Raw genomic sequence first — 12,532 nt, 5'->3', positions numbered from 1 at the left:
CCGTTCACCCCTATCCTCAAGCGGGTGCCCCACGGGGCGCTCGCAATTTTACTCAGACGTCTTCAGTCGGAAGCAAGGATGTGGTTAGCGGCGGCGCGACCGCTAACAAAGGCCCCCTCGACCCGACCGCCAACGCACCAATCCCCGGCCAATACTACGCCGCGATCAGGATCGATCAGACAGTCCTGACCCACACCTGCATTTGAATAGGCATAAAGCCAGCGATGCAGCGCGATATGCGGAGCCTGATCCAATTTCCGATCACACAAGACTGATGCAGCGCCCAACATGATAGACTGAACCCAATCCCGATCGGCGTCAGCATGGTTGTCGGACCAAGCCGGAGCGGCGTGGACAACCAGAGTTGGGACAGCCGGATTCCGACCTGGCTTGCTCGCATTCAGAGCCAACCAGCTAATCGGCAGATCCGTGACACGCAGACTGTCCCAGCCCGGATCAAATGGCTCTGCCCACCCGACCATCAGCGCGAAACAGGCATGCATATGCACGTCGGCCAAGACAGATTGTAGGAGTGAGTTAGGTGGTAACATCGCGGCCGCTTGTGGCGCGGGAGCGGTGCAGATTACTCGGTCGAACGGACCTTCGCTGCCTCCCTCTTCAAAAGCTAGGCTAAGATTTCCCGCAGACCCAGAAATACTGGATACACGACGCCCCAAATTGATCTGAAGCCCTTGAGCGAGCGCTTTGGCGATCACGTTCATGCGCGGCGATCCAACCCAACGAGGGCGACCTGTGTCCTTGGTCAGCTCGCCGTCTCGCAAATACAGACCTCGACTGTCCCAGCGCGTCGCACAGCCATTATCGGCGATGGCGTCGATGAGGAATTGAAATTCCGGATCGGTGATCGTGAAATATTGCGCGCCGTGGTCGAACTCATAGTCCCCAGCATAACGCGTGCTCATACGCCCGCCGACACCCCGGCTCTTATCAAACAGCTCGACCTCATGCTTGTCAGACAGGCGGCGCGCCGCTGTCAGCCCGGCCATGCCAGCGCCGATGATCGCAATTTTCATGGTTCAGCCTTGTCTCATCTGCCGACGAAAGACGGCCAAGTTAGATACGGCCTAACTCCGCCAAGAGTTGGGGCAAACCGAATCTGTTACGACTTGCGCGATTTGGACGGACGACGACGCCACAGCCAACGAATGCCGAAAAAGACTGGCAGCAGCACGAAGATCAACCAAGGCAAGGTCACGGCGATGAACCCGATGACACCCGCCAGACCTTGAGACAGGGTCCGCAAGAAGTCCTTTAAGGCCTGCGCGATTGGGGCAACGGCAGAGCTGGAGACAGCGCGACTTTTAGAGGAGTAATCAATATCGACGACCGACATGGTGACGCGCTGGCGCAGGGCCGCCAGATTTGAAGTCGCGCTTTCGATTTCGGCCTGCACACGCGCCAACTCACGTTCCAGTGCCAACAGATCTGCTAGCTCCGCATCACGGGTTTCCAGCAATCCGGTCAGGCGGTCGCGCAGGGTTGTCTGGGCCGACAGGCGCGCATCCACATCCAAGATTTGACGCGTGAGGTCTTGGGCGCTGACGCTAGAAGCCGTCATTTTACCGTCGGCTTTGTTGACGCTTTCAATCAGCGAAGCGGCATATTGGTCTAGCCATTCCGGCTCGGCGCGCAGGGTCAGGCTCGCCGACACATTATCCGCATCATAATCTCGCGTCGACGTATTCAGCACCTGACAAAGCTTCGCCCCGGCCTCGATGCAACGCTGGGCATGAGACTGTGCCGTCGCTTTGACAGATGCTGAGGGGAGTTCGAAACTATAGCCATAACGATAGGCTAGGTAGTTAGCGGCAGATTGAGCCCCATCTGCGCTATCAGCAGCAACATCTGAGCGTTTCAATCGAGACCCAGTGACAATGATGGGTTCGGGCGCAGATTCAACACCATAGTCTAAGCGATCCGAGTTTCGGGAGGTCGTATCGGTACAGGCGGAAAGGAGCAAAAGGCTCAGTGGAACGATCCAAAAAGGTGAGTAGCGCATGGAGGCTCCTTCAGAGAGCTGTGTGGCAAAATTGTGCAGTAAGCCGATTATTCGCTGAAAAACAGAATCATACAACCGTAGGGGCTCATTGATCCATTGTCTCGCTTGCCTCAGACGAATATTATCGTGAACCGTTATCGCATCTTTCGGAAGGCGAGCGTTTGCGCTATGACAGCGCTGTCAAGGAAAGAGGTTTGCTAACATGACTACGCGCATCGCTATCAATGGATTCGGTCGGATTGGACGCAACGTCCTTCGGGCTTTGCACGAATCTGGATCTCACGATCTGGAAGTCGTCGCCATCAACGATTTGTCCTCGACTGAAAACCTCGCGCATTTGCTCAAATACGACAGCGTTCACGGCCGTTTTCCTGGCACGGTATCCGTGACCGATGACAGTCTCGACATCGGCTCAGGCCCTATCCAAGTGACCGCCATTCGCGATCTCGCCGATCAGAACTGGGCCGATAATGACGTCGACATCGTTATGGAGTGTACAGGCATTTTCACCGCCCGAGATGCCGCCGCGAAACATCTGGACGCAGGCGCCAAACGGGTTCTGATTTCCGCGCCCGGTAAGAATGCCGACAAGACCATCGTATTCGGCGTCAATGACGGCACGATCACCGCTGACGACCTTGTGGTCTCTAATGGCTCCTGCACGACCAACGCGCTCGCGCCGCTGGCCAAAGTGCTACACGAAACTTTCGGGATCGAGTCTGGTTTCATGACGACGGTCCACAGCTACACGGGCGACCAGCCGACATTGGACGGCGTTCACCGCAAAGATTTCAACCGCGGCCGCGCCGCGGCTCTGTCGATGATTCCAACCAGCACAGGCGCGGCGAAAGCGATCGGCCTCGTCATGCCAGAACTAGACGGCAAACTGGACGGTAAAGCGATCCGCGTCCCGACACCTAACGTCTCTGCCGTCGACCTTGTCGTCAATACGGCGAAGGCTGCTAGCGTCGATGCTGTCAATGACGCGTTCCGCACGGCGGCCAAAACTATGCCCGGTGTCTTACAAATCACCGACGATTTGACCGTGTCTGTCGACTTCAACCATGATCCACATTCCTCGACCGTGCTGAGCACTGAGACGATGGTGCCGTCGAGCAATTTCGTCCGGGTCCTCTCTTGGTATGACAATGAATGGGGCTTCTCGAACCGGATGCTCGACACAGCCGCAGTGATGGCGAAGTTCCTATAGGATGACAGTCTATAAGCGCGAAAGTTCAGACGAGTTACGGCAGCGCCTCTCCGCCGCGCTCGACACCCATGCGGACGGCATTCGCTCCGATCCGCAATCCAATCCGGTCAAGCGCCTGGCCTATGACATTTCTCGCGAAGTCGAAGATCGCTCCATTGCCTTTAAGGGCATCGAAGCGCTGGTTAAGCAGCTCTCTGATGAAGCCGCCATTGCGCGGGCCCGACGTCTACGGACGCGGGCTGGCTTGGATCGCGCTGACGAGTTGCGCGACTCTGTTGCCGAAATTGCCAAGACTCAATCCAAATTAGGCTGGGACGCGTTCAAGGCTTGGGCAGAAGCACCTGCCTTCGGAATTGTCCTTACGGCGCACCCAACTTTCTCGCTCTCGCGCGACATCCGCAACGTTCTAGGCGATATCGCCACTGCCAAAACATTGCCCGCTGCCTCTGTCAAAACACTCAAGACCTTCCCCTATTTGCCCAAGCGCGCGCCGACTCTGATTGAGGAGCATGAAGACACGCAAGCTGCGTTGATCCGTATCCAGGCCGCACTCGACAGCGCGAACCGCATCGTCCTGCAAGTCGCCCGCGACCTGTTCCCGGAACAGTGGACCACCCTCACGCCGCATTTGGCCGACGCCTATAGCTGGGTTGGATATGACATTGATGGTCGTACCGATATTAGCTGGGGCGACGCGCTCCGCCTGCGCCTGTCGGAAAAACGCGACATGATCGCCCGATATTTGACAGACGCTGAAACGCTCACGGCCAAAGGCGCAAAACTCTCTGCCTTGGCTGAACGGTTGCAGGACGGGCTTAAATCCGCACGCCGTGACTTGACCCTGTTTGAGACCGATCTGAACGAGACCGAAAACCTCGTCGCCGCCGCAAATAATTTGACCCGGCAATCAGATCGACGCCTGATGTCGACCGATGATCTGGTTAGCGTCATCGATGCGGCAATTACAGACGCCGACGATGCGACTGCACTCGATATCCTGACATTGAAAGCCCGGATGGCTGCCTTCGGTCTGGGTACGGCGCGGATCCATTTCCGCGTCAATGCGCGGCATATCAATGCCGCCATGCGCGCCGCTTTCGGCCTCAAAGATGACACGAGCGATAATCGCACCTTGATCCGCCGCGCGACGGAGATGACGCGGAAAACAAAAGCCCGACCAGTCAACTTCGCCTCGCTCGCACTGGAACGGTCAACCGCGCATGAAAAGATGATCCTGTCGGCGCAGATCCACAAATATATCGACGCCTCAACACCGATCCGGCTACTGATTGCGGAGACCGAAGATAGTCTCGTCCCACTCGGCGCTCTCTATCTCGCGCGGCTTTATGGGCTGGAAGAACATCTCGACATTTCACCGCTGTTTGAGACGTCGGACGCGCTTAATAATGGTGGGCGGATCATTGGTAAGATGCTCGAAAACTCTGCCTATCGCGAGTATATTCAGACGCGCGGCGTGTTCGCCGTGCAGACGGGTTTTTCCGATGCAGGCCGGTTCATGGGGCAACTCCCAGCGACCCTTGCGATCGAACGAGTCCAGAGCCAGCTCGCCCGCGAACTCGACAAGGCGGGTCTCGAAGACGTGACGGCGCTCGTCTTCAATACGCATGGCGAAGGCCTGGGTCGGGGTGGTCATCCCGGCACAGTGGCCCAACGTGTCGACTATGCGATGAGCCCTTATGCCATTCGTCAGTTTGAAAAGCGCGACATTGCGCTGCGTCACGAGACCAGCTTTCAGGGCGGCGATGGGTTCCTCTGGTTCCAGACACCGGACCTGGCCGAGGCCACAGTGCTTAGCCTGTTCGAAGCCCGCTTTGCCGACCGATCCGAAGCCGAAGCCGATCCGTTTTATACGGAGCGTGACTTTTCTTGGGATCTCTACCGGACGATCCAGAACGCGCAGGAAAAGCTCTATGACGATCCTGACTATGTCGCGATTTTGGGTGGGTTTGGACAGAACCTGCTAATCCCAACAGGGTCACGGGCAGTCAAACGCGCTAAGTCCGGCAGCGGAGCCGACATGTTCGACCCGCGCCAGTTGCGCGCCATTCCGCATAATGCGATTTTGCAGCAGTTTGGTTGCCCTGCGAACCTGTTTTATGGCGTCGGTCGGGCTGCTGGCATTGACCCTGAAAAGTTCGAATCTCTGTTACAGCGTTCCGCGCGAGCCAAGTCCATTTTTGCGCTGGTCGACACTACGATGGGCCGGACGAACCTCTCTATCCTGACCGGCTATGGTCGCCTGTTCGATCCGGGGTTCTGGGTTTCGCGCGCTTTGTCCGGTCAGGAACCCATGTTGGCCGAGCGTTCCGCTGTCGTCGCTGACACACTGATGACCAGTCGCTGGCGGTCGCAAATCATGGATCTGTCGAACCGATTGCGCTTCGACATCTTGGAAACCCAAAGGCAGTTTCCACGTGATGAGAGCAACGATATTTTGACGATCCTGCACGCACTCCGGCTCGCCATTGTTATGAAAATGATGATTATAGCGACGGAATTACCGGTTGTGTCCGACTCGGAAACGTCGCGCCTATCGGTTCTACAGCGCCTACAGACCTTCCAAATTGACGGTATTATCGAGGATCTGGAAGCCCGTTATCCCGCGACGAAACCCGCACTGGATTGGACGAGAGAGCTGACCGAAGAAACCGACCTGCCCGAAAGCGGCGGGTTCCAGCACATTGCCGACGAGGTCATCAAACCGCTATCGCGCGCGCGCGATTTGGTCCGCCAAATCACGGTCGCCGTCACCCATCACTATGATGCGTTTGGGTGAGGCAAAACAATCGATCCAGTGGATCGATTGTCAGCGAACGAGTGACCGCGCAGTGCGCGGCCTTTCACCTAGCAGCAAGACGACCCTTGAGAGACATCCGTCGTCAATTTCGGTGCGCCCTTCTTTGTCTCTTGCGGATCGCGGCGGCGGACGCCGCAATCATCTGCGGGCCATTCGATCCGCTCTGCAACAGGAAGGCTCGGCTCGATATAGTAGAATTGATCGGCATAAGGCTCACGCTGCATCAGATTGAAGGTCTTCTCACACACGGCTGAGCGTTCGCCGCGACGGAACACATGCCCGTCATCATCCTGAACATGGCGCCATGGACCCTTATAAATAACCGCTTGGTTCTTCTCCAGACAGTCGCCCTGCTTACCTTTATAGGCGAGATAGGTCGCTGAGCGGAATTCAATCCCTTCGACAATCTGCCAAGGGTTCGCCTCCCATTTGTCGAGCATAATGCCGTGGAAACCTGCCGCTTCTAGCGCTTCGGCGAAATGATCTTCGCGCAGCGCACCTGAGATACAGCCGGACCAGAGCCGCGCATCCTGCTTCATCGCGTCGGGGCTATCTTCATCTGAGACGATATCAGACACAGCGATCCGTCCGCCAACTTTCAGCACGCGGAACATCTCTGAGAAGAGCTGATGCTTTTTGGCGTCTGACACCAGGTTCAGGACACAGTTCGAGACGATAACATCAACGCTATTGTCGGGGATCATCGGCAGCTCAGTCCGCAGTCGAAGCTGTTCCGCTTCCATCGCTTCCAGTCCGTTCGCGTCAGTCACTGGATTGGCGGCCAGCCATTCGTTCAGGCGGTCGAGATCGAGCTTTAAATCTTCGATATGACCACGCCGGAATTCGACATTAGCGTAGCCGACTCGGTCCGCAATGACAGGCGCATTTTCGCGCGCGAGGTCCAGCATCTCGTCCGTCATGTCGACACCGATGACGCGGCCTTCCGGGCCGACGATTTGTGAGGCGATGAAACAGATTTTTCCGCCGCCAGCGCCGAGGTCGAGCACAGTGTCGCCTTCGCGAACGTAACGGGACGGATCACCGCAGCCATAGTCGCGGTCGAGCACGTCTTGCGGGATAATTTTTAGATATTGCGGATCATAGTCGATCGGACAGCAAAGTGCGGCTTCGACGGCCTGAGCGCCCGCGCTGTACCGATCCTTCACATCCTCGCGCACATCCGCATTAGTGGCATCGAAGCCTTGAATATCATCCATGTCGTGAGATCCGTTTCGGTCAGGTCTAGCTGGAAAGCTTAGGACTCGACACTCGGCAGATCAATTAGATGACGCGATTTGTGATCGTTTTTTGGAACGCCAAATCAACGATAGTACCGTGAGCGGAAAAGCGATTAGGAACAACCACGCTAACACTTGGGTCGACCTACTCATCGCGACGTCACCCCCCTCATCGAAGGGAAGATTTATCGTCGTATAATTCCAATCCCGAATTTCACTAATGGAGGCCATGTCTTTGGCGAAGTCCTTGGCATCAATATGGCCTTGCTTCGTTGTCCAGTGAAACACCTCTCGAAGCACATTATCCGCAACTGTAGTCTTATAAACATAACGAAAGGCGTCCGTCTCGACGGTTTTATCTTCATCGTTGAAGGAATAGCGGTCGTCGGCGATATATTCGATAATATGCCGAATGTTACGCGGGTGCTTTATGCTGAAAGGCGAAGTGCGTTCACCGCCTTCAAAATCTGGCATAGCCGCCAATATTTGATAGGCACGCGTGTTCAATGACCGGCGATCATCCGCCGTATATCCGGACAACCGAAACGACATACGCAATTCCGACCATCCTTCTTCATCATCCGAGCTCCAACTGAGATCACCATCCGGCTCCAAGGTTGGGTAGATGTCGGATAGATATTCGACAAAACTGTTAATTACATCGTCTTCACCATCGCGGGCTATCCAAGCTAATGTGTTGTCAGCATCTTCGCCATATTCTCGGAAATTGATCGAGTATAGTATGACGCCCGGCTCAGCGACTAGATCGAACCGTTCTGTGATGAGCTCTCTAGCTTCATAGTCGGACTGGGGTAGTTTCGTCACAACGGACGCCCCATCACGAAGTCTTAGACCAAAGTCTATGTCGCCCTTTTCCATCGTATCGAGCGTACCGATTTGCGGGTCGCGGGTTGCATCGAGTGGGTAGAGCGCGCCGTCGATCTCGGCCAAAACCATAATGTGATCAAAAGCATAGGGATTCGCTAGCCCCATGAACTCACCACCTCGTTCATTGAGGTCAACAAGCATCGGGTCCGCTAAGACGCCTAGCTCATCAAGCAGAGTCAGCAATAGCATAGTGACGTCTTTGCAATCCCCAAACCGACGACGAAGCACCCTGTCAGGCGGCCGCGGGACAAAACCGCCCTCGCCTAATTCCAGTCCTACATAGCGAATATGGCTCTGCACCCAATCCAACGCAGCCCGAGCTCGCGCCTTGGCGTCAACATGTTCTGCCGCAATTTCAGCGGCAATTTCGCGCACTGCATCGCGGTCATCATCCGTCCGGATATAATATTTGTGGAAGAGATTTCCGACCTGCGCCCAGCTCTCAAAATTGGAGATTTCGTAGGACGGACGGACAAAAGACCAGCTCGGACTATCAGAGTCATAAGCAGGCGCTTCTGGGTCCGGCGCATCCCACTGGAAAACTGTCCATTCGTCTTCGTTCATACGCTCCGGTTCTGGCGGGTCATTGTGAGTCTGAGTGTAGATGTCCAAGCCGCGCGCAATTGACACACGCAGGAAGCGGCGTTTGATCTCACTGGTTGTTGCAAATGTGCGGCGTAGGAGAAATCCTGTACCGATCGCCTCTCTTCGGCCGCTCCGCGTATAAGCAACGTCCAAACGGTCCCCGACCCGTAAATCCAAAATCGGTAGCAAGAAGGTCAGCGTGCCATTGAAAATCATCTGATCGCGGTCTGTTTCCGTCCGGAAGACCATCGCCTCGTTCAGGTCAGCTGCATCGATAGTTTCGCCATCTCTTATGATGCGAACATGATGTAATTGCATCGACCGATAGGATGGATCAAAATCGATACTCAGTGTGCCTTCGTCATCAACAGCTGCAGGCGTTAGAAGATCAACGACGTAGCGATATGAATACTCATCTGTCGTCGCTGTGTGTCGGTTCTGGTAATCTATGAGCGGAAAAACAGTTTCGCGCCCAGCGTCAATATCCGCATCGAAAATCGGCGCATCAACTGGCACAATCCAATCCGGGCGCGGCGTGATTTTCACATAATCAGACACATCCTGAGCCAACGCGGCCGTAGCCGCGCCCATTATCAGCATCACGCCAACTGTGGCGGCCAAGAAAATTTCTACCACGCGCATCTGATTTCCACCTCTCAATATCGGCTAACCGACACACGCATGGGATGCAACGGAGCAGTCTACAGGAAATTCGCGATAGCTCAGACGCATTCAACCGCTTGATCTACAGATGCCGAAACGGCAGGTCGGAGAGATGAGCCTTGATCCGCTGAGCCTTGATTTTGCCCTCGCCCTTCTCGACCGGATCGGCGTGCTTGTTTTCGCCATTTCGGGCGGAATTGTCGCCGTGCGCGCAAAGATGGACCTACTCGGCGTTCTGGTTCTGTCATTCCTCCCGGCGCTGGGCGGGGGCACACTGCGCGATCTGATATTGGACGCGCCTGTCTTCTGGCTAACCGATGGCTGGTCGTTGAGCATGGTGTTGATCGGGGCCGCGCTTGCCTTTGTATTCGCAGCCCGGGTTGAGGACTTTAAACCTCTACGTTGGGCCGACGCAGTCGGCCTGTCGCTCTTCGCCTGTGCAGGAGCCGCCAAAGCACTGGAGCTGGGTCATTCCGTGACGATTGCGGTGATCATGGGCGGGGTCACCGCCTCGGCGGGCGGACTGCTGCGTGACGTCGTCGCAGATCGTGAGCCGTTGCTGCTCAAACAGGATATTTACGCCACTGCCGCTCTGTTGGGTGGATTTGGCTTCGCCATGTCGAGCCGCGCTGGATTGTCTTTTGAGTATTCAACCCTGATCGGTTTCAGTCTCGCTTTTACGCTGCGCGCCTGCGCCATTCATTTCGGCTGGTCTCTACCCCGCGCGAAATAGGTCAGCCGCGCGCGACGTAGAGCCAAGCCTCTAATCCGCTCGCCAAAGTGACAGCCACCCGTTCATAGTCATCAACTTCATAAGCATCGGCGCGGGCCAGCTGTTCAGAGGTTAAAGCGAAGACAGTGCCCGCGACACGATCCCGCTCATGACCCGTCCGTGTTACAATCGGGTGAAACCGTTCGCCGCTCAACGCCAGAACATCAGCATCGGTGATCTCCACCATTGTTTTAGCAAAACCGACCAGCGCATCGGGTTCGCCCACGACTTTTTGCCCGAAGGTTTCGCGCTGCACGGATGGCAGTTGCAGGGTTCCGTAGGAAAAGAGGTGTTCCATCCACCGCCTGCTAGACTATGAGGTGGGCATGGCCAAGATTAAGCATCTCACTCTCTATCATTATCCCCTCTCCCGGTCAGCGCGGGTGCGGTTCTTATTGGAAGAATTGGGCTTTGATTATGAGCTGGTGAACGTCAACATGTTGCGCGGTGAAGGGATGAGCGAAGCCCATATGGCCCGTAATCCGAACCATGCCGTTCCCGTCCTAGACATTGCTTATGACGACGAAAGCCAGCAGACTTTGATCGAATCCGGCGCGATGATCCTATGGTTGGCTGATGCGTTTCCAAGTGCCGGGCTTGCGCCGGTCGTCGAGGATTTCCGCGCTCGTGCCGAATATACGCAGCAAATCCTATTTCAGGCCGCCCATGTCGACATGTCTCTCTGGCAGGTTCGCTTGAACGAAACTCTGTTCCCAGAGCCTGTTCGCAGTCAGCCTATTGCCGCGTTCAATCGCGACAAGCTTGAGCGTGAAATGATCCCGCAAATGGAAGCTCGGGTCAGCGCGCATGACTGGATTTGTGGCGACACCTTTACGGCGGCCGACTGTATCGCCGCACAAAATGTAAACTGGATGCGGGCTTACGGGCTCGCGAAGACCGGACCACTGCGCGACTATATGCACCGATTGAAAGCCCGCCCCGCCTTCGCGCGTGCGTTTGCGGATGCAAAGGACTTTGAACGATGAGCAAGCAGCTTGAATTGGGATCAATTGGCTATGGTTGCTGGCGGTTCGCCAGCAATACCGTGCAAGAAGCCGACGAGCTGATCCGCACGGCACTGGATCACGGCATGACCCTGATCGATACAGCCGATATTTATGGGTTTGGTGAACCACGCGGCTTTGGTGGCGCTGAGGCCGTACTCGGGGAAGTACTCGCGGCGTCGCCAGAGCTGCGTGGGCGCATGACCCTGACGACCAAAGGCGGCATTATCCCGCCGAGACCCTATGATAGCTCACGCGACTATTTGATGGGTGCGCTCGACGCCTCCCTCACCCGTCTACAGGTCGATCATGTCGAGCTCTATCAGATCCATCGCCCGGATCTGACGACGTCGATGCCGGCGCTCGCGGAAACCCTTCAGGTAATGCTGGAAAGCGGCAAGGTCGGCGCGATTGGCGTCAGCAATTTCACCCCGTCGCAGATGCGCGCTTTGTCCGCCCACCTCGACACACCGCTTGCCACGATCCAACCGGAACTATCCGTTTTGGAGCAATCCCCGATCACCGACGGCACACTCGATTTTGCAGAGGAAGTTGGCGCCACCGTGTTGGCATGGTCGCCCTTAGGTGGCGGTCGCTTGTTCACTGAGACCGGCCCTGTGCAGACAGCTGTCGCCACAATCGGACGCAAGACAGGATATACGGCGACACAAATCGCGCTCGCCTTTGCACGAAGCTTCGGCGCCAACGTCGTCCCATTGGTCGGGACGCAACGCACCCACCGGATCGAAGATGCAGCCAAGGCTGGACAGATCATGCTGCCAGCGCGCGATCTCTACGACCTGATCGAAGCCTATCGTGGTGAGGCCATGCCGTAAAAATGCAGAAGCATGCCGTTTGACGGTTTTGCTTTCCAGTCGACCCGGCTAATGGGCGGCCGATCATGATGGTTCGCCCACATATCCTGCGCTTGCTGACGGCATTTGCTGTCTTGCTGCAACTGGCCTTGCCCTACGCGCAAGCCAATGCCGCCGCAAACGGTACAGATCTATCAGACCTGATCTGTAATCCATCCGGCCGGGCTGCTTCCGCTGAAGCCAAAGCTGCGCTGAGCGAACTTCTCTCTATCGTCGGAGAGGAAGAAGAATCCGACGCGCCGCCCGATTGCGAACGATGCGTGTCACCAAATGTCACCGTAGTTTCGGCCAGCGTGACTGTGTCGGCTCCCGTCCAGTTTGGCCGCCTCACACATCGTCACCCTGCGTCTGAAGCGCTCGGCCCGATCTCTCCTCGCGGTCCGCCATGCGGCACCCGCGCACCCCCCCCTTTCGTTTGAACGACTGACGCTTCTCTGAGCCATGACGGCTCATCTTGTT

Annotated in this window: 11 protein-coding genes; 6 read left to right on the top strand and 5 right to left on the bottom strand. The window is 56.4% G+C overall.

The genetic code is table 11. From position 1 onward, the window contains the following. Positions 1-62: 62 nt before the first annotated feature. A complete protein-coding gene (locus QQL54_RS03365) occupies positions 63-1,034 on the bottom strand; it encodes an NAD(P)/FAD-dependent oxidoreductase (RefSeq protein WP_284387553.1) in 972 nt (323 codons plus the stop codon). Positions 1,035-1,120: 86 nt separating this feature from the next. Next, complete coding sequence (locus QQL54_RS03360; protein ID WP_284387551.1) at positions 1,121-2,020, bottom strand: DUF4349 domain-containing protein; 900 nt, start codon at positions 2,018-2,020, stop codon at positions 1,121-1,123. Positions 2,021-2,222: 202 nt separating this feature from the next. Here QQL54_RS03360 and gap point away from each other — a divergent pair, with 202 nt between their 5' ends. Continuing rightward, complete coding sequence (gap, locus tag QQL54_RS03355; RefSeq protein ID WP_284387550.1) at positions 2,223-3,230, top strand: type I glyceraldehyde-3-phosphate dehydrogenase; 1,008 nt, start codon at positions 2,223-2,225, stop codon at positions 3,228-3,230. A 1-nt stretch (position 3,231) separates the two neighbouring features. Continuing rightward, positions 3,232-6,027 (top strand): phosphoenolpyruvate carboxylase, encoded by a 2,796-nt coding sequence (locus QQL54_RS03350; RefSeq protein WP_284387547.1) that lies wholly within the window; start codon positions 3,232-3,234, stop codon positions 6,025-6,027. Positions 6,028-6,095: 68 nt separating this feature from the next. Here the strand turns inward: QQL54_RS03350 and QQL54_RS03345 are convergent, their stop codons facing one another. Together QQL54_RS03345 and QQL54_RS03340 are read right to left on the bottom strand one after the other, a co-directional pair. After that, a complete protein-coding gene (locus QQL54_RS03345; protein ID WP_284387545.1) occupies positions 6,096-7,265 on the bottom strand; it encodes a DUF8838 domain-containing protein in 1,170 nt (389 codons plus the stop codon). Between the two features lie 60 nt (positions 7,266-7,325). Beyond that, positions 7,326-9,401, bottom strand: a complete 2,076-nt coding sequence (locus tag QQL54_RS03340) for a DUF3857 domain-containing protein (protein WP_284387543.1) — start codon at positions 9,399-9,401, stop codon at positions 7,326-7,328. A 109-nt stretch (positions 9,402-9,510) separates the two neighbouring features. Here QQL54_RS03340 and QQL54_RS03335 point away from each other — a divergent pair, with 109 nt between their 5' ends. Further along, positions 9,511-10,155 (top strand): trimeric intracellular cation channel family protein, encoded by a 645-nt coding sequence (locus QQL54_RS03335; RefSeq protein ID WP_284387541.1) that lies wholly within the window; start codon positions 9,511-9,513, stop codon positions 10,153-10,155. Between the two features lies 1 nt (position 10,156). Here the strand turns inward: QQL54_RS03335 and QQL54_RS03330 are convergent, their stop codons facing one another. Then, positions 10,157-10,492: a gamma-glutamylcyclotransferase family protein gene (locus QQL54_RS03330; protein WP_284387539.1), complete on the bottom strand. Its 336-nt coding sequence runs from the start codon at positions 10,490-10,492 to the stop codon at positions 10,157-10,159. Positions 10,493-10,520: 28 nt separating this feature from the next. On the opposite strand from QQL54_RS03330, the gene QQL54_RS03325 reads away from it, so the two are divergent. The 3 genes from QQL54_RS03325 (at position 10,521) to QQL54_RS03315 (ending at position 12,492) form a co-directional block, all read left to right on the top strand. After that, complete coding sequence (locus tag QQL54_RS03325; protein WP_284387538.1) at positions 10,521-11,180, top strand: glutathione S-transferase family protein; 660 nt, start codon at positions 10,521-10,523, stop codon at positions 11,178-11,180. Further along, positions 11,177-12,034, top strand: coding sequence for an aldo/keto reductase (locus QQL54_RS03320; RefSeq protein ID WP_284387534.1), 858 nt, complete (start codon positions 11,177-11,179; stop codon positions 12,032-12,034). The genes QQL54_RS03325 and QQL54_RS03320 overlap by 4 nt, the downstream gene beginning before the upstream one ends. Positions 12,035-12,099: 65 nt before the next feature. After that, positions 12,100-12,492, top strand: a complete 393-nt coding sequence (locus QQL54_RS03315; protein WP_284387532.1) for a hypothetical protein — start codon at positions 12,100-12,102, stop codon at positions 12,490-12,492. The last annotated feature ends 40 nt before the right edge of the window (positions 12,493-12,532 follow it).

Origin of the sequence: Algimonas ampicilliniresistens (genome assembly GCF_030159955.1) — a bacterium.
In the GTDB taxonomy this organism is placed as follows: Bacteria; Pseudomonadota; Alphaproteobacteria; order Caulobacterales; family Maricaulaceae; genus Litorimonas; species Litorimonas ampicilliniresistens.
Note: the sequence above shows the minus strand (reverse complement) of the source record. Positions and strands in the feature narration are given on the sequence as shown.

Bases quoted from the DNA above. Each gene is read 5' to 3' on its own strand.
- QQL54_RS03350 (WP_284387547.1), top strand. From the start codon at position 3,232: ATGACAGTCTATAAGCGCGAAAGTTCAGACGAGTTACGGCAGCGCCTC.
- gap (WP_284387550.1), top strand. From the start codon at position 2,223: ATGACTACGCGCATCGCTATCAATGGATTCGGTCGGATTGGACGCAAC.
- QQL54_RS03325 (WP_284387538.1), top strand. From the start codon at position 10,521: ATGGCCAAGATTAAGCATCTCACTCTCTATCATTATCCCCTCTCCCGG.
- QQL54_RS03320 (WP_284387534.1), top strand. From the start codon at position 11,177: ATGAGCAAGCAGCTTGAATTGGGATCAATTGGCTATGGTTGCTGGCGG.
- QQL54_RS03360 (WP_284387551.1), bottom strand. From the start codon at position 2,020: ATGCGCTACTCACCTTTTTGGATCGTTCCACTGAGCCTTTTGCTCCTT.
- QQL54_RS03365 (WP_284387553.1), bottom strand. From the start codon at position 1,034: ATGAAAATTGCGATCATCGGCGCTGGCATGGCCGGGCTGACAGCGGCG.
- QQL54_RS03330 (WP_284387539.1), bottom strand. From the start codon at position 10,492: ATGGAACACCTCTTTTCCTACGGAACCCTGCAACTGCCATCCGTGCAG.
- QQL54_RS03345 (WP_284387545.1), bottom strand. From the start codon at position 7,265: ATGGATGATATTCAAGGCTTCGATGCCACTAATGCGGATGTGCGCGAG.
- QQL54_RS03340 (WP_284387543.1), bottom strand. From the start codon at position 9,401: ATGCGCGTGGTAGAAATTTTCTTGGCCGCCACAGTTGGCGTGATGCTG.
- QQL54_RS03315 (WP_284387532.1), top strand. From the start codon at position 12,100: ATGATGGTTCGCCCACATATCCTGCGCTTGCTGACGGCATTTGCTGTC.
- QQL54_RS03335 (WP_284387541.1), top strand. From the start codon at position 9,511: ATGCCGAAACGGCAGGTCGGAGAGATGAGCCTTGATCCGCTGAGCCTT.